This window comes from Jiangella endophytica, from assembly GCF_003427025.1.
Taxonomy (GTDB): Bacteria; Actinomycetota; Actinomycetes; order Jiangellales; family Jiangellaceae; genus Jiangella; species Jiangella endophytica.
The window spans coordinates 612,029-631,944 of sequence record NZ_QVAI01000001.1 but is presented as its reverse complement, the minus strand read 5'-3'; the positions used below and the strand labels follow the sequence as shown (position 1 = coordinate 631,944).

General features: G+C 72.7%; 15 protein-coding genes. 4 read left to right on the top strand and 11 right to left on the bottom strand.

The annotated features are described in order from the left end of the window. The first annotated feature begins 101 nt into the window (after positions 1-101). Complete coding sequence (gene wecB / locus DZA62_RS02945; protein ID WP_116947246.1) at positions 102-1,181, top strand: non-hydrolyzing UDP-N-acetylglucosamine 2-epimerase; 1,080 nt, start codon at positions 102-104, stop codon at positions 1,179-1,181. After that, positions 1,178-3,346, top strand: a complete 2,169-nt coding sequence (locus DZA62_RS02940; protein WP_116947245.1) for an acyltransferase family protein — start codon at positions 1,178-1,180, stop codon at positions 3,344-3,346. Before wecB ends, DZA62_RS02940 begins: the two co-directional genes overlap by 4 nt. A gap of 1,803 nt (positions 3,347-5,149) precedes the next feature. Here the strand turns inward: DZA62_RS02940 and DZA62_RS02935 are convergent. The 4 genes from DZA62_RS02935 to DZA62_RS02920 are packed head-to-tail and all read right to left on the bottom strand — an operon-like array spanning position 5,150 to position 9,059. Then, complete coding sequence (locus DZA62_RS02935; RefSeq protein ID WP_116947244.1) at positions 5,150-6,145, bottom strand: Gfo/Idh/MocA family protein; 996 nt, start codon at positions 6,143-6,145, stop codon at positions 5,150-5,152. Next, the gene (locus DZA62_RS02930) at positions 6,145-7,236 is read right to left on the bottom strand and encodes a DegT/DnrJ/EryC1/StrS family aminotransferase (RefSeq protein ID WP_116947243.1); all 1,092 of its coding nucleotides are present in this window, start codon (positions 7,234-7,236) and stop codon (positions 6,145-6,147) included. The genes DZA62_RS02935 and DZA62_RS02930 overlap by 1 nt, the downstream gene beginning before the upstream one ends. Next, positions 7,233-7,850, bottom strand: a complete 618-nt coding sequence (locus tag DZA62_RS02925) for an acyltransferase (protein WP_116947242.1) — start codon at positions 7,848-7,850, stop codon at positions 7,233-7,235. Before DZA62_RS02925 ends, DZA62_RS02930 begins: the two co-directional genes overlap by 4 nt. 48 nt (positions 7,851-7,898) lie before the next feature. Then, complete coding sequence (locus DZA62_RS02920; RefSeq protein WP_157987426.1) at positions 7,899-9,059, bottom strand: glycosyltransferase family protein; 1,161 nt, start codon at positions 9,057-9,059, stop codon at positions 7,899-7,901. A gap of 38 nt (positions 9,060-9,097) precedes the next feature. Here DZA62_RS02920 and DZA62_RS02915 point away from each other — a divergent pair, with 38 nt between their 5' ends. Then, positions 9,098-10,438: a glycosyltransferase family protein gene (locus DZA62_RS02915; protein ID WP_116947551.1), complete on the top strand. Its 1,341-nt coding sequence runs from the start codon at positions 9,098-9,100 to the stop codon at positions 10,436-10,438. Between the two features lie 726 nt (positions 10,439-11,164). On the opposite strand, the gene DZA62_RS02910 is transcribed toward DZA62_RS02915, so the two are convergent. The 7 genes from DZA62_RS02910 to DZA62_RS02880 form a co-directional block, all read right to left on the bottom strand. Next, entirely contained in the window at positions 11,165-12,271 is a 1,107-nt protein-coding gene (locus DZA62_RS02910) for a glycosyltransferase (protein WP_116947240.1), read from the bottom strand. Beyond that, positions 12,272-13,066, bottom strand: a complete 795-nt coding sequence (locus DZA62_RS02905) for an ABC transporter ATP-binding protein (RefSeq protein WP_116947239.1) — start codon at positions 13,064-13,066, stop codon at positions 12,272-12,274. Between the two features lies 1 nt (position 13,067). Continuing rightward, positions 13,068-13,931, bottom strand: coding sequence for an ABC transporter permease (locus DZA62_RS02900; RefSeq protein WP_116947238.1), 864 nt, complete (start codon positions 13,929-13,931; stop codon positions 13,068-13,070). A gap of 127 nt (positions 13,932-14,058) precedes the next feature. Next, entirely contained in the window at positions 14,059-15,225 is a 1,167-nt protein-coding gene (locus DZA62_RS02895; protein ID WP_116947237.1) for a glycosyltransferase, read from the bottom strand. After that, the gene (locus tag DZA62_RS02890) at positions 15,222-16,310 is read right to left on the bottom strand and encodes a glycosyltransferase family 2 protein (protein ID WP_116947236.1); all 1,089 of its coding nucleotides are present in this window, start codon (positions 16,308-16,310) and stop codon (positions 15,222-15,224) included. Before DZA62_RS02890 ends, DZA62_RS02895 begins: the two co-directional genes overlap by 4 nt. Before the next feature lie 57 nt (positions 16,311-16,367). Then, a complete protein-coding gene (locus DZA62_RS37470; RefSeq protein ID WP_198663353.1) occupies positions 16,368-17,840 on the bottom strand; it encodes an LCP family glycopolymer transferase in 1,473 nt (490 codons plus the stop codon). 512 nt (positions 17,841-18,352) lie between these two features. Continuing rightward, on the bottom strand, positions 18,353-18,865 hold the full coding sequence (locus DZA62_RS02880; protein ID WP_116947234.1) for an acyl-CoA thioesterase: 513 nt from the start codon (positions 18,863-18,865) through the stop codon (positions 18,353-18,355). A gap of 241 nt (positions 18,866-19,106) precedes the next feature. Here DZA62_RS02880 and DZA62_RS02875 point away from each other — a divergent pair, with 241 nt between their 5' ends. Further along, positions 19,107-19,913 carry an SAM hydroxide adenosyltransferase gene (locus DZA62_RS02875; RefSeq protein ID WP_116947233.1) on the top strand — a complete coding sequence of 269 codons (807 nt, stop codon included), beginning with the start codon at positions 19,107-19,109 and terminating at the stop codon, positions 19,911-19,913. Positions 19,914-19,916 lie beyond the last annotated feature (3 nt).

Here is a 19,916-nt window from a genome sequence, read left to right as displayed (position 1 = left end):
AATTGGCGGCGGTGAATGACCGCATGTAGGGTACCCGGGTTCAGAGACATCAGTCCGATCCACCGCGCGGGCGCGAATATTCCGGGACGGGTCGCACGAAGATGAAGGTGCTCAGCATTGTCGGCGCGCGCCCCCAGTTCGTGAAGTTGGCGCCCATGGCCGAGAGCCTGGGGCGGCTCGGCGCCGAGCACGTCATCGTGCACACCGGGCAGCATTACGACGCCAACATGTCCGACGTGTTCTTCGCCGACCTCGAGATCCCCGCACCGGACGTCTCGCTCGGCATCGGCTCGGGCAGCCAGGGCGTGCAGACCGGCGCCATGCTGTCCGCGCTCGACCCCGTCCTCGCCGAGCACCGACCCGACTGGGTGCTCGTGTACGGCGACACCAACTCCACCCTGGCCGGCACACTGTCCGCGGTGAAGCAGCACCTCCCGGTGGCGCACCTGGAGGCCGGGCTGCGCTCGTTCAACCGGAGGATGCCCGAGGAGCACAATCGGGTACTGACCGACCATGCCGCCGACCTCCTGCTCGCGCCGACGCAGGTCGCCATGGGTCATCTCGCGTCCGAAGGGCTGGCCGCGCGCTCGGTGCTGGTCGGCGACGTCATGACCGACGTCTGCTTCCGGGTCCGCGACACCGTCGACCCCGCCACCGCGCCGCTGCCCGCCGGCGTGCCGGACGAGTTCGTCGCGTGCACCGTCCACCGGGCCGAGAACACCGACGACCCCGGCCGCCTGGCGGCCGTCGTCGACGCGCTCGCCGCGCTCCCCGTCGCGGTGGTCCTGCTGGCCCATCCGCGGCTGGTCGCGAGGTGCCGCGAGTTCGGCATCTCCCTCGACCGGCCCGGGTCCGCGCTCTTCGTCGGCGAGCCGCTGCCGTACCCTGCCATGGTGGCGACCGTGCTCCGTTCGGCCGGCGTCGTCACCGACTCCGGCGGACTCCAGAAGGAGGCCTACCTCCTCGCCCGCCCGTGCACCACGATCCGCTCCGAGACGGAGTGGGTCGAGACACTCGAGGGCGGCTGGAACGTGCTCGCCCCGCAGCTCGACTCCCTGTCCGAAGCCGTCACCCGGCCCGCTCCCACGGCTGCCCAGGGCACGCCGTACGGCGACGGGAAGGCGGCCGACCGCGCCGCGTCAGAACTCCTCCACGGGACGCACGCGCCGCAGCGCCCATGACGGCCACCGCCACCGCGGAGCCGCGGACCACCACGAAGACCGCCGCGCCGTCCGGGTTCCGGCCGGAGATCCAGGGGCTGCGCGCCGTCGCGGTGCTGCTGGTGGTGATCTTCCACCTCTGGCCCGACACGCTCTCCGGCGGCTTCGTCGGCGTCGACGTGTTCTTCGTCATCTCCGGCTACCTCATCACCGCGCACATCCACCGCGAGGTCACCACCACCGGGACGCTGTCGCTGCGGCGGTTCTGGGCCCGCCGCATGCGCCGGCTGCTGCCCGCGTCGCTGCTGGTCCTGGCCGTCAGCGCGGCGGCGACGGTGCTGTTCCTGCCGGCCACCCTGTGGGCCATGACGGCGCGGCAGATCGCCGCCAGCGCCGCGTACTTCCAGAACTGGCTGCTCGCCACCGACGCCGTCGACTACATGGCGCAGGACAACGTCCCGACGGTCGCGCAGCACTACTGGTCGCTGTCGGTCGAGGAGCAGTTCTACGCGTTCTGGCCGGTCCTGGTGCTCGGGCTGGCGCTGCTCGCGCGGCGGCTGCCCGGCGGCCGGCGCGACCCGCTCGTGCCGCTGCTGGTCGTGGGGCTGACGATCATCTTCGCGGTGTCGCTGGCGTGGTCCATCACGGCCACCGCCGACGACCAGGCCCGCGCCTACTTCGTCACGCCGACGCGCATCTGGGAGTTCGCCGCCGGCGCGCTGCTGGCCATCCTGGCCGTCGGCGGCGTCCGGCTCGGCGCCCCGCTGCGGCGGTTGCTGTCCGGCGCGGGGCTGGCGGCGATCCTGGTCGCCGCCGTGCTGTTCGACGAGGCCAGCCTCTTCCCCGGCTGGATCGCGCTGCTGCCGGTGCTGGGCACGGTCGCCGTCATCGCGGCCGGCAGCGACGGCGTCCGGTTCACGCCGGGCTGGTTCCTGGCCCGCCGCCCCATGACGTTCGTCGGTGACATCTCCTACTCGGTGTACCTGTGGCACTGGCCGCTGATCATCGTGCTGCCGTTCATCACCGGCTCCGACCTGCGCACCGCCGACAAGCTCGGCATCCTGGCCGGGACCATGGTGCTGGCGTGGCTCAGCAAGATCGCCGTCGAGGACCCGCTGCGCAGCCGCCGGTTCCTGTCGATCATGCCGTCGCGGACGTTCGCGTTCGCCTCGCTCAGCATGCTCGCCGTCATCGCGTCGGCCATCGCCATCGACCACGAGGTCAACGACACCTCGGCGGAGTCGTCCGTGCTGGCCGAGTCGCTGACCGGTGCCGAGTCCGGCCCGGATCGCGACCTGTCGGAGCAGTCGTTCGCGGCCGAGTGCGTCGGACCGGCCGCGCTGGACCCCGGCAACGGCTGCGACTCCGTCACCGGCGACGGCCCGCAGATCGCGCCGCCGGAGCTGGTCATCAAGCAGAACACCGAGCCCGACTACAGCGACTGCCAGCAGACCATTCGGCGCGCCCAGGTGGTCAGCTGCGAGATCGGCGCCACCGAGCACCCGGACCGCGTCGTCGCGCTGGTCGGCGACTCCCACGCCACCCACTGGTTCGGCGCCCTCGACTGGCTGGGCCGCGAGCGCAACTGGATGGTCGTCACGTACACGAAGGCGTCCTGCCCGGCCACCGAGGCCCGCCGCATCCTCCCCGACGAGCAGGGCGGCGACGCCGCCGACAGCTGCGACTCCTGGGTCGAGGACGTCCGCGAGCGCATCGCCGACGACGACCGCATCTCGGCGGTGTTCACCTCCGCGTTCTCGTCGGCGTACGAGTTCGAGGCGGGCGGGCACGACCTGCCGGAGCCGGCGGTGCAGGGCTTCCAGGCCGTCTGGCGCGAGTGGACCGACGACGGCAGAGAGGTCTTCGTCCTCAAGGACGTCCCGCCGACCCAGGGCGACAACGTCCCCAACTGCCTCGCCATGAACGCCGACGACCCGCTGGCGTGCGCCACCCTCGCCGACGACCTCCCCGACGACGCCATCGCCACGGCCACCGAGGGCGCCGGCGCCGGCGTGCACCTGGTCGACCTCACCGACCAGTTCTGCGACCAGAAGCTCTGCTACCCGCTCATCGGCGATGTCATCGTGTACCGCGACTTCAGCCACCTCAGCCGGGAGTACTCCCGGGCGCTGTCGCCGTACATCGGCGCCCAGGTCGACGCGGCGGAGGCGGCGGCCGGAGGCTGAGGCGGGGCCGCCGCCTCGAGCCGTACGGACGGTGCGGGAGGGCGGTGGTGCCGGCACCACTGGTCGCGCATCGTGCTCGCCGCCACCGTGGTGGCTCGTCGATCCGGTCCGGTCCGATCCGCGAGCCTCGGGTCGTAGTCGGCGTCGTGGTTGGGGTCGTCCGGGGTTCACGGTTCGGGGTTCACGGTCCAGCGGTCGGTGGTCGGGCGACGTCTTCGGTTCGCCGGATCGGCCCACTCGTTGACTCGGCCCCTCGGCAGGCCGGGCGGACGTGTGTTGGGTTCGTACTGTTCGCCGTCCCCCTGCTGCCCATTTTCTCAGCCGCGCACCCGCGCCTCAAGCGGACTTGTTTGGGCGCTCCGCGCCGACGACGGCCGCTTGACCCGCGGCCGCGCGGTCTAAGAACTGGCAGCTATCAGGGGGACGGGGCGAGTCTGGACACACCTCGGGCTTCGCAGGCGACGCCACCCTCACGTCGGCGACCGGGGCGCAGTTTCGGCCATCGCCGGCTGCGCAACGCCGACCGCCGTCGTCGTGGTCCGGCCGGCGACGTGAACCGGCCCTAGGCGACCGTGGCGCAGTTTCGGCCATCGCCGGCTGCGCAACGCCGACCGCCGTCGCCGTGGTCCGACCGGCGACGTGAACCAGCCCTCGGCGACCGTGGCGCAGTTTCGGCCATCGCCGGCTGCGCAACGCCGACCGCCGTCGCCCTGGTCCGACCGGCGACGTGAACCAGCCCTAGGCGACCGTGGCGCAGTTTCGGCCATCGCCGGCTGCGCAACGCCGGCCGACGTCGCCGTGGTCCGGCCGGCGACGTGAACCGGCCCTAGGCGACCGTGGCGCAGTTTCGGCCATCGCCGGCTGCGCAACGCCGGCCGACGTCGCCGTGGTCCGGCCGGCGACGTGAACCGGCCCTCGGCGACCGGGGCGCAGTTTCGGCCATCGCCGGCTGCGCAACGCCGGCCGACGTCGCCGTGGTCCGACCGGCGACGTGAACCGGCCCTCGGCGACCGTCGCCTCGGGATCACCGACGCCGTGGCCTGTGGACAGCGATGATCATCAACGATCACGTACGCCACTAGGCGTTCTCCCGCTCCACCAGGCATGCATGCCTCGCAGAGCGAACACAGTCCTAGGCATGGCCCCCGAATCGACGAGAAATCTCACCCAGTGGACACCACACGTGCGACGACAGCCCCGGCCCACGACCAGGGCCCCAGGAAAGTCATCGGCGGCAAGGGCCACCGTTCGCGGGACGGGCGACCCGGTCGGCTCAGCCCACTCGTCGGCTCAGCCCCACTCGTCGGCTCAGCCCACACGTTGGCTCAGCCCACACGTTGGCTCAGCCCACACGTTGGCTCAGCCCACACGTCGGCTCAGCCTGCTGGTAGGCCCGATCTGCCGTGCGTCGAGTTCGTGCCGTTCCACGTCCCCTGCTGCCCATCCTCTCAGCCGCACAACCGCGCCTCGAGCGGACCTGTTGGGCGCTTCGCACCGACGACGACCGCTTGACCCACGGTCCTCCGGCCTGAGAACGGGCAGCGATCAGGGGGACGGGGCGAGTCTGGGCAGGCGTCGGGCTCCGCAGGCGTGGTCCGGGCATCCAGCGGTCCAGGGTCGGCCGGTGAACCGGCCGCGCCCGCCGACAGTCTCGCCACATCACACGCCACCTCACCAGGCGTTCTCCCACTCCACCAGGCATGCACGCCTCGCAGAGCAGGAGTACGCCTGGTGAAGTAGGCGATCGTTGATGATCAACGCCGTCCACGAGCACCAAGGATCCCGGTGCCGCTCGGACGTGGACTACGGCTCGGTGACGGTGACCGTGCGGCCTTCGGTGGCCGACACCAGGACGGCCTCGGCGACGGCGACGGTGGCGAGGCCCTGCTGCATCGTGACGATGTCGGTGGACTTGCCGAGGAGGGCGTCGCGGAACGCCTCGTGCTCGACCCGCAGCGGCTCCGGCTTCGCGATGGCGTAGCGGATGACGTCGCCCTCGCTGACCCCGCGGAACTGGGCGAGGTCGTCCCACTGCGTCGGCGTGGAGCCGTTGGCGTGGAAGGTGAGGTCGGCGTGCAGGGTGTCGGCGACGAACGCGCCGCGATCGCCGGTGACGATGGTCACCCGCTCCTTCATCGGCGACAACCAGTTGACCAGGTGGCTGGTGACGGTGCCGTTGGTGAGCTTGCCGGTGACGGCGACGAGGTCCTCGTGCGCGCGGCCGCTCTTGTACGCCGTGTGCGCCGCGACCGTGCGGTAGGAGTGGCCGACCACCCAGGCGGTGAGGTCGATGTCGTGCGTCGCGAGGTCCTTCACCACGCCGACGTCGGCGATGCGGGCCGGGAACGGGCCCTGCCGGCGGGTGATGATCTGGTAGATCTCGCCGAGCTCGCCCTCGGCGAGCCGCAAGCGCAGGTTCTGCAGCGCCGGGTTGTACCGCTCGATGTGCCCGACGGCGCCGATGAGGCCGGCGCCGTCGAACGCCTCTGCCAGCTTGCGGGCGCCGAGGGTGTCCTTGGCCAGCGGCTTCTCGATCAGCGCGTGCACGCCGGCCGAGGCTAGCGCGAGACCGATCTCCTCGTGGTACGCGGTCGGGGTGGCGACGACGCAGTAGTCGAGGCCGGCCGCGATCATCGCCTCGATGTCCTGGTGGACCGTCAGACCGCCGGCGACGTTGTGCGGGTCGCCGGCGGGGTCGGCGACGGCCACGAGGTCGACGTCGCTGATGGCCCGCAGCACCCGGGCGTGGTGGCGGCCCATCATGCCCAGGCCGATGAGACCGGCGCGCAGTGCGGCCATCAGGAACCCGCCCCCGCGATCGCGTTGACGGCCGCGACGATGCGGTCCAGCTCCTCCTGGGTCAGCGCCGGGTGCACCGGCAGCGACACGACCTCGGCGGCCGCCCGCTCGGTCTCGGGGAGGTCCAGCTCGCGCGCGAACGACGGCAGCCGGTGGTTCGGGATGGGGTAGTAGACGCCGCAGCCGACGGCGTACTCCTCGCGCAGCGCCTTGACGAAGCCGTCGCGGTCGTCGGCGACCCGGATCGTGTACTGGTGGTAGACGTGCGTGGCCTGCTCGGCGACCGGCGGCACGACCACGCCGCGCAGGTTCTGGTCGAGGAACGCGGCGTTCTCCTGCCGCTGCTTCGTCCAGCCGGGCAGCTTCGTCAGCTGAACCCGGCCGATGGCGGCGTGCAGGTCGGTCATGCGGTTGTTGACGCCGACCAGCTCGTTCTCGTACTGGCGCAGCATGCCCTGGTTGCGCAGCAGCCGCAGCCGGCGCTCGAGGTCGGCGTCGGCCGTCGAGACCATGCCGCCCTCGCCGGACGTCATGTTCTTGGTGGGGTAGAGGCTGAACATCGCGAAGTCGCCGAACGTGCCGACCTGGCGGCCCTGCCAGGTGGCGGCGTGTGCCTGGGCGGCGTCCTCGAAGACGCGCAGGCCGTGCCGCTGGGCGACGTCGCCGAGGGCGGTCATGTCCGCGGGGTGGCCGTAGAGGTGCACCGGCATGATGCCGGCGGTCCGCTCGGTGACGGCGGCCTCGACGGCGGCCGGGTCGAGGCCGAAGTGGTGCGGCTCGATGTCGGCGAACACCGGCGTGGCGCCGGTCAGCGCGACGGAGTTGGCCGTGGCGGCGAACGTGAACGAGGGCACGATGACCTCGTCGCCCGGGCCGATACCGGCCGCCAGCAGGCCGAGGTGCAGGCCGGACGTACCGGAGTTGACCGCGACGCAGGCGCGGCCGGTCGTCAGGGCGGCGGAGAACTCCTCCTCGAACGCCGCGACCTCGGGCCCCTGCGCGAGCATGCCGCTGCGCAGGACGCGGTCGACCGCTGCCCGCTCTTCGTCGCCGATGAGCGGCTTGGCCGCCGCGATCGGGCTCGCGCTCATGTGTCGATCTCCTCAGTTCCGCGACCGGCCTCCGCCAGCCGGCCATCGCTCTCGACGTACTCGTCACCGGTCCGCGGGCAGATCCAGCGGCCGTCGCCGCGGGCCTCCAGCGGGACGCCGGCCCGGCCGACCCACTTGAGCCGCCTGGCCGGGACTCCCGCGACCAAGGCGAAGTCCGGGACGTCCTTGGTCACCACGGAACCGGCCGCCACTGTAGCCCACCGGCCCACCGTGACGGGGGCCACGCACACGGCTCGGGCGCCGATGGAGGACCCCTCGCGCAGCGTGACGCCGACGGCCTCCCAGTCGGCGCCGGACTTCTGCGAGCCGTCGGGATTGACCGCCCGCGGGAAGGTGTCGTTGGTCAGCACCACGGCCGGTCCGACGAACACGCCGTCCTCGAGAACCGCGGGCTCATAGACCAGGGCGTAGTTCTGGATCTTGCAGTTGTCGCCGATGGTGACGCCGGTGCCGACGTAGGCGCCGCGGCCGACGACGCAGTTGCGCCCCAGCACCGCGTGCTCGCGTACCTGGGCGAGGTGCCAGACCGAGGAGCCGTCGCCGATCTCGGCCCGTTCGTCGACGTCAGCACTGTCGACGAGCCGTACACTCACAACCCGACCTCCACGACACAGGCGGCCCTTTCCGGCCACCGGGACAGCTTACTTGCCGCCGAGCAGCCAGCGGCCCAGCACCTCGGCCGAGTACCGGCCGTCGTGCACCTCGCCGACGAACGCGCGGCCCGCCTCGCCGCGTTCCCGGAGGCCGACGCGGTCGGCGGCCAGGCCGGCGACGACGTCGGAGAGGTCGGACGGGTCGGCCTGCACGACCGGCAGGTCACGGCCGGTGGCCTCCTTGACGTGCGCACGGACCTGGTCGCTGACGTACGCGACGACCGGGCGTCCGGCCGCCATCGCCTCGCACGCGGTGACGCTGTACGGGCCGAGCACGAACTGCTCGAGGACGACGTCGGCGTCGGCGACCGCCGCGGGCAGCTCGGTGTGCGGGACGCGTTCCAGCCGGCGGTACTCCACCAGCCCGGACCGGACCAGCGGCTCCATGGCGGCGTCGACGTGGTGACTGCCCTTGAACCGGGTGCTGGACGGGACGTGCAGGACCACCAGCTTGTCGCGCTCGGGCGGTACGGGTGGCGCGGCCCACCGCTGCGGCTCGACGACGACCGGCAGCCAGGTGGCGCGCGGCACGTCGACCAGCAGGTCCGGCGTCGACACGAACGTCGGCCCGGCGAAGTCGTTGATGATGCCGCCCAGGCGGCGGGCCTGCCGCTCGAGCCGGCTGGCGTAGTCGTCCCACTCGTGGAACGGCGACCAGCGCTCGCGCTCGGCGTGCCGGCTGGGCAGCCGCACCTCCGACCCGTGCGCCAGCAGCGCGACGTCCAACCCGGCGCGGCGCAGCACCGGCAGCTCGGGCGCGCAGTCCTCGCGGCCGTGCGGGCCGAGGAGCGGCCGCATGGCGTCGATGAGCACGTGGGTGAAGTGCTGCGTGACGTACTCCTGCTGCCGCCGCTGCCAGTACGGGTTCGCGTAGACCGGGCGCGGCACCTCGTAGTCGGCCGGGAACCGCAGGTTCTCGCGGATCAGCTGGAACACGACGGCGCCGACGCCGGGCAGGTGCCGCTCGGCGGCCCGGCTCCACGTCCAGGCCTGACCGGCGAAGTTGGCCGGCCCCGCGATCAGCCGCACCGGCGTCTCGGGCGCCGGCGGGAACGGCGGCAGGTCGGGCACCGGGCGGTACCGGGCGGCGAAGCGCCGCAGCCGGCGCACGACCCCCTTGACCGGTCGGACGATCCTCGCGTCCCTCATCCGCCGATCCGTCTCCGATGCCGTAGCCTGTGGTCGCCATGAACACGCACCGCGGGCCGCACCTCCTGTACGTCGCGTGGGGCTTCCCGCCATGCCGTGCCGGTGGAGTCTACCGGGCGCTCGCCACCGTCAACCGGTTCGCCGAGCGCGGCTGGCGGGTCACCGTCCTCACCGCCGAGCGCGAGACGTTCGAGCGCTACACCGGCGCCGACCCGTCGCTGGAGGAGCGCATCGACCCGCGCGTCGAGGTCGTCCGCATCCCGTTCGACTGGCCGGCCATGGAGACCGACCGCAGCCGGTGGTCGCCGTTGCGGCGGGTGTTGCCGCGGGTCTGGCGCAAGCTGCGGATCTGGCGCGACCAACTGCCGTTCCCGGAGATCGCGTACGGCCCGTGGAAGCGCCGGCTGACGGCGGCGGCGACCCGCATCCACCGTGCCGACCCCGTCGACCTCGTCGTCGCCACGGCCAACCCGAACGTCGTGTTCAGCGCGGCCGGGCACCTGCACCGCAGGTTCGGCGTCCCGTACGTCATGGACTACCGCGATGCCTGGCTGCTGGACGTGTTCTCCGGCGGGCGGCTGCACGGCCCGCGCAGCCGGGCGGCCCGCCTGGAGCGGCGGCTGATCGGCGCGGCCACCGAGGCGTGGTTCGTCAACGACCCGATCCGCGACTGGCATCGCCGCCTCTACCCGGACCGCGCCGACGCCATGCACACCGTCGCCAACGGCTTCGACCCCGACCTCGCGCCGGACTCCGACCGGGCGCTCAGCGGGCCGCCGCCGGGCCGTCCGCTGCGCTTCGGCTACCTCGGCACCGTCACCCCCAAGGTGCCGCTGGCGGAGTTCCTGGCCGGCTGGCGGCGGGCGCGCGACCTCTCCCCCGCCGTCGCGTCGGCCACGGCCCGCTTCCACGGCTACCTCGGCTACTACGCGCAGCCACGGCCGGAGATGCTGGCCGCCATCGAGGGCTCGGCGGGCGACGGCGTGGGCTACGAGGGCCCGGCCGGGAAGGGCGAGGTCGCGAAGGTCTACGCCGGCTTCGACGTTCAGCTGCTGATCCTGGCCGCCGGGCGGTACGTCACCAGCGGCAAGGTGTTCGAGTACCTCGCGACCGGGCTGCCGATCGTCTCCGTCCACGACCCCGACAACGCCGCCACTGACGTGCTGCGCGGGCACCCGTTGTGGTTCCCGGTCGCCTCGCTCGACCCGGACGCCGTGGCGTCGGCGCTGGTGGCGGCCGCCGAGGCGGCGGTCACGGCCACGCCGGAGCAGCGCCGGGCCGCCGTCGAGTTCGGCGCCCGCTACCGCCGCGACCTCCAGCTGGACCCGCGCCTCGACGCGCTGGCCCGGAGGGTGGGCCGCGGGGACGCGGGTCACTAGCGGGTCTGGCGCGTTCCTTGGGGTTTGCTGCGGTGCGCCGGGGCGCAAGTCAGCCGTCCCCCTGCTGCCCATTCTCTTGGCCGCGTACGCGCGCCTCAAGTCCGCGGCCTCTGCTGGGTGCTGTTCGCTGTGGTGAGGGGCCTTGGGCTTGACCCGCGCGCACGCGGCCAAGAACGTGGCAGCTATCAGGGGGACGGGGGAAGTGCGGGCACAGCCGCACCAGTGCACCGGTCGCCCGGGTTGGTGGCCGTTCGCCGTGGTGTCCACGTGGTGAGATTTCACGGTGGTTCGGGAGCCATGCCCAGGACTGTGTTCGCTCTGCGAGGCATGCATGCCTGGTGGAGGAGGAGAACGCCTAGCGAGGTAGCGGATCGTTGATGATCATGGCTGTCCACAAGCCACCACCGGCACCAGCAGCCCCAACGGCACCGGTGGCGTCGAGGCGACGGCCGTCGATGGGCCGGTCCACGTCCGCGAACGACCGTGAGTCGGCTGCGGAGCCCGAGGTGTGCCCAGACTCGCCCCGTCCCCCTGATAGCTGCCACGTTCTTGGCCGCGGGTGCGCGGGTCAAGCGGTCGTCGCCGCGCGAAGCGCCAACAAGTCCGCTTGAGGCGCGCACCCGCGGCTAAGAGAATGGGCAGCAGGGGGACGGCGAACGCGGCAGACCCAACGCACGTACGCCCGGCCCACCAGAACCCCGGCCCACCGAACAGACCAGCCAACCGTCAACGAGCGAGGCCCGCCACCGCGCCCGCGAGGGTGTCGTACGGACTGGTCTCGAGGTGGGAGTCGGCCCAGGCGATGGCCCGCTTGCGGTAGTCGTCCAGCAGTGCGGTGTCGTCGGCCCAGCGGCGCAGCACGTCGGCGGCGTCGGCGGGGTCGTCGATGACCACGCCGGCGCCGGTGAGCTCGACCATCTCGACCTGCCGCGGCAGCCGGGTGGTGAGGAACGGCAGCCCGGTGGCGAGGTACTCGTACAGCTTCGTCGGGATCGCCTCGCGGAACGCGGGCGTCTCGCGCAGGAACACCAGACCGGCCCAGGCGCCCTCGGCCCGCCGCCACGCCTCGGCGGGTGGCAACCGGCCGGGCAGGTCGACGCGGCCGGCGAGGTCGTCGCGCTGCAGCCGCTCGCGCAGGGCGTCACTGTCGGCGGCGGCGACCGGGCCGATGAGGTCGAGGCGCCACCCGGGTGCGGCGGCGACGGCGTCGAGCATGTCGAACAGGCCGCGGCTGGCCCGGAGGTCGCCGATGTAGATGGCCCGCGGCGTCGCGTCGCGGGGGCCGGGCGCCGGCAGCAGCCCGAGGTCGGGCATGTTCTCGACGACGAGGCGCCGGCGGGCCTCGCGCGGCGGGATGTGGCCGTCGGCGACGACGGTGAGGTCGGCCTTGGCGGCCAGCCGGTTGCTCAGGCGAACGACTCCGGAGGCGACGGCGCCCGCGGCGCCACGTGCCCACGTGCGGTCGGAGAGCAGCCGCAGATAGTCCTCGTGGACGTCGACCACCAGCCGGCGCCGCCGGAACCGCGCGGCCAGCGTGGCCATCGGCACGAGGTCGGGGTCGAGCGTGATCAGGACGGACCCGCGGGCTCGCCACGGCAGCGTCAGCGCGCGCCAGGCCCGGCTGGCCAGGCCGCCACGGGCGCGGGTGCGGACGCGGGCGCCGGCCGGTCCCGCGGTGGCATCGCCGAGCCCGCAGACGTCGACCCGCAGGCCCTGACGGCAGAGCGCGCCGCTGATCTTGTGCAGGCGCGCGTCGGCGACGTCGTGGCCCGAGGAGAGCACGACGACATCGGCGCGGCCGTTGCCGGCGCCGTCCGACCCGCGCGGTGTCACCTACAGATCCTCGAGGCTGAAGGCGTCCTCACCGACCTTGAGGAACTTGCTGTACGCCGCGATGACCTCGTCGGGTTCGCCGTGCATCATCAGCTTGCCCTTGTGCATCCACAGGGCGTCGTTGCAGAGGTCCTTGACGCTGCCCATGGCGTGGCTGACGAGAAACATGGTGCGCGCGTTGGTCACCAGGTCCTTCATCTTGGCCGCGGCCTTCTGCTTGAACTTGGCGTCGCCGGCCGACAGCGCCTCGTCGATGAGCAGGATGTCGGGGTCCATGTGCACGGCGACGGAGAACGCCAGCCGCTGGAACATGCCGGAGGAGTAGGTGCGCATGGGCATGTCGATGAACTCGCCGAGTTCGGCGAAGTCGGCGATCTCCTCGTAGCGCTCCTGGATCTCCTTGCGGCTCAGCCCCGCGGCCAGCCCGCCGAGCACGACGTTCTCGCGCCCGGACAGCTGGGCGTTGAAGCCGACGCCCAGCGCCAGCAGCGTGCTGACCCGGCCGTTGACCTGGATGCGGCCCTTGGTGGGCGGCAGGATGCCGGCGATCATGCGCATCAGCGTCGACTTGCCGGCACCGTTGGCGCCGATGATGCCGATGGAGGTGCCGTGCGGGACCTCGAAGGAGATCTCCTGGACGGCCTCGACCTCCTTGACCGCACGCTCACCGCGGCCGAAGCGCACGATGGCGGTCTTGAACGTCGGGACCCGCTCGAACGTGGTGCGGTAGGTCAGCGAGACGTTCTCGACCTGGACGGCCTTGCCGACTGGTCCGGTCGTGGTCACAGCGCTCATCTCAGAGACGGACGACAAACTCGCGCTCCCTCGACATGAAGAACAGGCTTCCGACGACGGCCGCCGCGACGGCCCAGGCGATCCCGCCGATCCACAGCGACAGGTCCGGGATCTGGCCCCGCACCAGCAGGTCGGTCCAGCCGCCCAGCAGCGAGTAGAGCGGGTTGAAGATCATCAGGCTCTCGAACCGCTCGGGGGCGTCCTCGGGGAACCACAGAACGGGCGACAGGTACAGCCACATGCGCACGAAGTACGGCAGGAAGCTGGAGGTGTCGCGGAAGTACACCTGCAGCGTCGCGAAGATCATCGCCATGCCGGCGCCGAAGACCGTCAGCATCAGCAGGAACGCCGGTGCCAGCAGCATCTCCCAGCGCAGCGGCTGCCCGAAACCGAGGTGGATCGGGATGTAGACGAGGAGCGTGGGGAGGAACCGGAAGAACGCCGTGCGCACGGCCGAGAGTGGCAGCAGCAGCCGCGGGAACGACATGTTGAGCAGCAGTTTGCCGCCCGCGACGACGCTGGACGCACCGGTCGTCAGCGCACCGGAGAAGTAGTAGAACGCGAACAGCCCGGCGCACAGGTGCACGAACCGCTCCGCCGCGTCGGTGTCGTCCCCGCCCCGCAGGATGGTGATCAGGACGTAGTAGACGCAGGCCAGCAGTAGCGGGTTGATCACCAGCCAGATCTGGCCGAAGAACGTGTTGGTGTTGGCTGCGCGGATGTTGGACCGCGACATCTCCGCGGCGAACTGCCTGCGGTGCCACAGGGTGCGGACGTACGGCCCGAGCCGGGGCAGCCCTGCCCGGTGCGGCTCGTACACGTGCACCGACGAGGTGAAGTCCTCATCGACACGAGTGGCGTTCATCGAAGGCTTGCCTTTCTACCGCGGCCGGGCGCTGGACCGAGTGGATCCGTACCGGATCGGGTCAAGGGTAGACGACACACAGACGAAATATCGCACCCGTGGGCGGGACGCGACGAAGTCGACCATCTCACGCCGCCTCCAGGTCCGCGTACGCGCCGGCGAGCACGCGGGAGTCGTGTTCCCAGGACAGTTCCGAGCGGGCCTTACGCACCGCCTCGACGTGTCCAGTGTAGTCGGCGGCCACCGCTTCCACGGCTGTGGCCAGCGACGATGCGTCGCCGGGCTGGTACAAGCGGCCCAGACCGTAACGGAGCACGACCGCGTGGAGTTCCGGCAGGTTCGCCGCCACCACCGGGACGCCCGCCCGGACGGCGTGGAAGAGTTTGTTCGGCAACGCCAGCCGATGGTTCTCACAGGTGTCGGTGAGCGTGACCACGGCCACACCCACGTCCTGGTACAGCCGGTCGACGTCGGTCAGCGACATCGGCGGCAGCACCTCGACGCCGGTGGTGTCCAGGCGGTAGCCGGGATCGGCCGGGCCGGCGACCACCGTGCGCAGCGAGGACAGCCGGGCGGCGGCGCCGACGACGGCCTCGAGGTCGCGCCCGGGGCCGATGCGCCCGGCGTAGGCGAAGCCCGCGGGCTGGTCGGGCAGGTCCGGCGGCTCGTGCTCGGCCAGCGGGAACGTGTTGCGCAGGACGCGGACGTCGCGCAGCCCGCGGTTGCGCAGCCGGGTGGCGATGCCCTCGCTGACGGTGAGCACGACCTGCGCCTGCGCGGCCAGCCGGGTCTCGATGCGCCGCCCTCGCCTGCGGGCCAGCGGGGTGGGCCGGCCGGGGAGTCCCCGGTCGAACCAGAGCTCGTGGCTGTCGTACACCAGCCGCGCGTTCCACCGCCGGGCCAGCTCCGCGCCGAGCTCCAGCGTGTTGTAGTCGTGCGCGTGGACGGCGTCATGGGCGGGCCGGCCGGCCAGCAGCCGGGCGGCGTCGTCGCGCCAGCGCCGCTCGGTGCGCTCGCGGTGCTCCGGCAGCAGCAGCCAGCGCCCCGCCCGGCGCACCAGCGTCTTGGGACCGGACGACGACGTGACGGCCACGCCGCGCGGGGTGCCCGGCGGGCGCATGCCGCGGGACCGGCTGACCGACTCGACGGTGACGCCGTCGCCGGGGTCGAAGCCGTCCGGGACGTCGCGGCCGACGATGTGGACGGAGTGCCCCTCGGCCGTCAGCGTGGCAGCCTCCCGGAGCACCCGCGAGTCGCCGGCCACCGGTGACTGCACGAGCATCAGGACCTTCACGTCGCCGGTCCTCCCGAGGCCGCGGCGTCCTGAGCGGCCGCCCGCCGGGACCGGGCGGCGTCGCGGGACCCCATGAGGAACCCGGCGCCCCAGGTCAGGTGCATCGTCGCGAGGACGGGCGGCAGCCAGGCGCGCGCTCGGGCGGGCAGCCCGCGGCCGAACAGCGCCGCGGCGCCGGTGACCCCGACGGCGTACCCGGCCGGCGCCAGCCAGCCGATCAGCAGCCACGACGGGCCGACGAGGCCGGCCAGCCCGGCGACCGTCCCGGCGGCGACGGCGACCGTCACGGCGGGGGCGGCGAGGTAGCGGACGCTCGCGGTGTCCGGGTAGCGGCGGACCACCTCGCGGCGCCACTGCCCGGTCTTGAGGAACTGCCGGGCCAGCGCGCGCAGGTGGGGCCGCGGCCGGTAGCTGACGACGAGGTCGGGGGTGAACCAGACGGTCTCGCCGGCCGCCCTGATGCGGTAGTTGAGCTCCCAGTCCTGGGCCCGGACGAAGTGCTCGTCGAAGCCGCCCAGGCGGTCGAGCACCTCGCGCCGGAACACCCCCAGGTAAACGGTGTCCGCGGGGCCGGCCTGCCCGCCGAGGTGGAACTTCGCCCCGCCCAGCCCGAACGGCGACGTGTACGCCCAGGCGACGGCCCGCTCGAAGTCGGTCTGCCCCTCGGCGTTCATGATGCCGCCGACGTTGGCCGCGCCGGTGCGTTCCAGCTCCGCGACGGCGGTGCGGATGTAGTGGTCGGACAGCACGCCGTGGCCGTCGACGCGCACGACGACGCCGTGGCGGGCGGCGCCCAGCGCGGCGTTGAGGCCGACCGGCGTGCGGCCGGCCGGGTTGGCGACCAGCCGGATGCGCGGGTCGGCGGCGGCCAGCTCGCGGGCGATGTCGTCGGTGCGGTCGCGCGACGGCCCCAGCGCGAGGAGCAGCTCGAGCTCGCCCGGGTACTCCTGTGCGAGCACGCCGGACACGGCCTCGGCCAGGTGCCGCTCCTCGTCGAGCACGGGCATGATGACCGAGACGGCCGGCCACGCGCGCTCGTCGGGCGCGACCGGCCGGCCGGGGCGGGTGTGATCGGCGGCGTTCATGTCGGCAGGCACCTTACCCGGTGCCGGGCCGGTCGGAGCCGTTGATCCACCGCCCGGTCACTCGTAGGAGCAGACCGACGACATCTCGACCGGCGCCGTCTCGTCCGGTTCCTCGTCGCCGGTGTCGTCGGCGGGACGGTCCGCGGGCTCGTCGGACGGGTCGTCGGACGGCTCGTCACGGGACTCCTCGCTCGGCTCGTCACTCGGCTCGTCACTCGGCTCGTCGCTCGCCTCGTCGCTGGGCTTCTCCTCCGGCTGCTGCTCGCTCGGCTCGTCGGAGGCGGACTCCGACGCCGCCGGCTTCGCGTCGCCGGACAGCAGCGCGTCGACCCGGTCGTGGATGAGCCCGATGTCCGGGTCGGCGGGCACGATCAGCGGCGGCACGAACTGCAGCGACGTGATCTCCTGGTCCTTCGCCTTCAACGCGAGGTCGACGAGGTTGGCGAGGTCCTGGCGCGGGATGTCGGTGGTAATGACCGACTTCGACGCGTCGGCCAGCTCGACGAAGTTCGACAGCACGGTCTGCGGGTCGGCCTGGTTGACCAGCGCGCCGATGACGCAGCGCTGCCGGGCCATGCGGGCGTAGTCCGACGACCCCTCGCGCGACCGGGCGTACCAGAGCGCGTGGTAGCCGTCGAGCTCCTGCAGGCCGGGCTCGAGGACGCGGCCCTTGTCGCCGATCGGCAGCTCCTCGTTGACCCGGATCGTCACGCCGCCGATCGCGTCGACGATGTCGCGGAACCCCTGCAGGTCGACGGCGACGTAGTAGTGCACCGGGATGCCGAGGGTGCCTTCGACGGCCTGCTTCACCGCGGTGGGGCCGGGGCCGGACGGGCCCTCGAACAGCTCCGGGTTCTCCTCGCCGAACGTCCAGGTCGCGTTCAGCATGTAGTCGGACTCGTCGCCGTCGCCGGAGAAGCCCCGCGGGAACTCCGCGTCGGCCGGCGTGCCGTCGGGGAAGCGGGCGTTCTCCAGGTTGCGCGGCAGGCTGATCATCGCCGGCTCGCCCGTGCGGACGTCGATGGAGACCAGGTTGATGCTGTCGGGACGCACGCCGACCCGGCCGTCGCCCGCGTCGACGCCGAGCAGCAGGATGTTGAGCCGGCCGTCGCTGGCGGCCGCGACCTCGCCCGACGGGAACATCTCGACGACGGCGTCGTGCGCGGCCGTCGCGTACCGGGCGGCGACGACGAACGGCGTCGACACCATCGCGGCCAGCGCGAGCGTCGCGCCGATCATGATCAGCCGGTGCTTCTGATTCAGCCCCGGCGGATGGCCGAGCCGCCACGCGTCGAGCAGCAGCACGACCCACGCCGCCGCGAGCCCGAACGCCAGCAGCTTGAACGTCGTCAGCAGCCAGGGCCGGACGGCCAGCCCGGCGAGGTCCTGCAGCGGCACCAGCCAGAGCACCAGCAGCGCGATGCCGACCAGGCCGCCGTAGACGCCGAGCGCGATCTTGCCGGTCCTCTTGTGGCCGGCGATCAGCTGCGCGCTGCCGGGAGCGACGACGGACAGGGCGACGAGCGTCACCGAACGACGGAACCGTGCCGCCTCGGCCCGCTGAGCGCGGAGCGCGGCCATGGCTTCGCGACGGGCCCGCACCCGCCGTGGATCCGGCGGACGTGCCGCTGTGGTCATGCACTTCCCCCATCGAACCGGACGTGCCGGCGAGCCCCCGTGCTCACCGCTTCGCCAGTATCACCACAGGCCGAGTCGATTTCACGGGCGGCACGCCGAGCCCAAGCGCCTCTTCTGTCACATCAGTCACACGACTAGCCCTTACCGGGACATCCCCCGCTATTGCCCCAATTCGCCCGCGCGGCACCACCCGCAAATGATCACGTGAAGGAGGGTTCTCCCCGCTTGACGAGGCATGCATGCCTGGTGGAGCGGGAGAAGGCCTCGTGATGACCGGGGCTGGACGACGCCGGACCCCGGGCACGCGGCCGGCGGCCGGACCCTGGGCACGCGGCCGGCGGCCGGACCCGGGCCAGCGGACGGCGCGCGAGCCGGACCCGGGGCACACGGGCGGCGGCCGGACGTCAGACCGCGGCGTGACCCTGTTCGCGGGAACGCAGGATCGCCTGGCGCCGGGCCAGCCGGTGAGTGCGCCGGATCTCGGCCTCGGCGAACCGGCGGCGGTCCTCGTCGGTCTCGGGGAGCACCGGCGGCACCTCGCGCGGCGAGCCGTCCGGCCCGAGCGCGACGAACACGAGATAGGCGGTGGCCACCGCCGTGGCCGGGCGGACCTCGTTCCACGGCTCGGCGACCACCCGCACGCCGACCTCCATCGACGTCCGGCCGGTCCAGTTCACCTTCGCGTGCGCGTGCACGAGGTTGCCGACGTGCACCGGCTCGAGGAACGTCATCTCGTCCATCGACGCCGTGACGGCCGGGCCGCCGGAGTGCCGCTGCGCGACCGCGCCGGCGACGTCGTCGACCAGTTTCATGATGACGCCGCCGTGCACCGTGCCGAGCAGGTTGGTGTCGAGCGCGGTCATGATGCGCGACAGGCTGGTCTGCGCGGCCGAGGCAGGCCGGCCCTCTGGACTCATGCGGCCAGCGTAGGCCGCGCGGCCGGCACCGATCCGCTTGACCGCCGCGAACGGGCGCCGATAGCGTCGTCGCCGTGACGCACGGCCAGGCCATGATGCGAATGCTGCACCCCAGGTGCGGCCGATCCATGCTGACCTGACGCGTCCCCTTTTCGTCAGCTCACCGGGCTCCCGCACTCCGCGGGGGCCCTTTTTGTCGTGCCCACGACGTCACTGCCCGCACCCGGCCCCGAGAGGAACCATGTATCCGCCGATCACCTACCTCACCGACTGTTCGGACACCAACGCGCGGGCCCGGCTGGCCACTCGCATGGCGGCGCTGTTCGGACGGTCGCCGGTGCTGCTGCCGCTGGACGGCCCGGCGCCGGTCGAGGCGGCCGGGCTGACGCTGCTGGACGTGCTGCTGTCGACGCGGCTGCTCGGCGAGGACGGGTTCGCGACGGCCACGCTGGTCAACGTGGCGCCGCGGGACGGCCGGTGGCCCAACGGCGCGCCGTTCGGCTGGTTCCGGCACGGCCGGCACACCGTGTTCACGACGTACGACCCGGTGCTGCTGGAGCCGGTGCGCCGCCATCTCGGCGTGACGTCGGTCTCGGTGACGGACGCGCGGACGGTGCTGGCGGCGGCCGAGTGGGCCGCGATCGGCGAGCCGGACGCCGTCGACGTCGCGGCCACCCAGTTCCGCAGCCTCTGGTACCTGCCGCTGCTGGCGAAGTGGGTGCTCGACGACCGGCCGGTGCCGTTCACGGCGGTCGAGCTCCCGGCTCCGGACCGGCCGGACGCCGTCCACGTCGCGCTGGTCGACAACTTCGGCAACTGCAAGCTCACCTGCACCGCCGCCGACCTGGGCGTCGTGGAAGGCGACCGGGTCGCCGTGGGGCCCACGAAGGTGCCCTACCGCCGCCGGCTCTCCGACGTGCCCGTCGGCACTGCCGCGGTGGTCACCGGCAGCTCCGGGCCGGGCCTGCTGGAGCTGGTCGTGAACGGCGGCTCGGCGGCCGCGGAGTTCGGCCTGCGCGCCGGCGACGCCGTCGTTCTGCAGGGCTGAGCG

What these genes read in the sequence shown, in the direction of transcription:
- wecB (WP_116947246.1), top strand. Translation starts at nt 102, where the DNA reads ATGAAGGTGCTCAGCATTGTCGGCGCGCGCCCCCAGTTCGTGAAGTTG.
- DZA62_RS02940 (WP_116947245.1), top strand. Translation starts at nt 1,178, where the DNA reads ATGACGGCCACCGCCACCGCGGAGCCGCGGACCACCACGAAGACCGCC.
- DZA62_RS02935 (WP_116947244.1), bottom strand. Translation starts at nt 6,145, where the DNA reads ATGGCCGCACTGCGCGCCGGTCTCATCGGCCTGGGCATGATGGGCCGC.
- DZA62_RS02930 (WP_116947243.1), bottom strand. Translation starts at nt 7,236, where the DNA reads ATGAGCGCGAGCCCGATCGCGGCGGCCAAGCCGCTCATCGGCGACGAA.
- DZA62_RS02920 (WP_157987426.1), bottom strand. Translation starts at nt 9,059, where the DNA reads ATGAGGGACGCGAGGATCGTCCGACCGGTCAAGGGGGTCGTGCGCCGG.
- DZA62_RS02915 (WP_116947551.1), top strand. Translation starts at nt 9,098, where the DNA reads ATGAACACGCACCGCGGGCCGCACCTCCTGTACGTCGCGTGGGGCTTC.
- DZA62_RS02905 (WP_116947239.1), bottom strand. Translation starts at nt 13,066, where the DNA reads ATGAGCGCTGTGACCACGACCGGACCAGTCGGCAAGGCCGTCCAGGTC.
- DZA62_RS02900 (WP_116947238.1), bottom strand. Translation starts at nt 13,931, where the DNA reads ATGAACGCCACTCGTGTCGATGAGGACTTCACCTCGTCGGTGCACGTG.
- DZA62_RS02890 (WP_116947236.1), bottom strand. Translation starts at nt 16,310, where the DNA reads ATGAACGCCGCCGATCACACCCGCCCCGGCCGGCCGGTCGCGCCCGAC.
- DZA62_RS02880 (WP_116947234.1), bottom strand. Translation starts at nt 18,865, where the DNA reads ATGAGTCCAGAGGGCCGGCCTGCCTCGGCCGCGCAGACCAGCCTGTCG.
- DZA62_RS02875 (WP_116947233.1), top strand. Translation starts at nt 19,107, where the DNA reads ATGTATCCGCCGATCACCTACCTCACCGACTGTTCGGACACCAACGCG.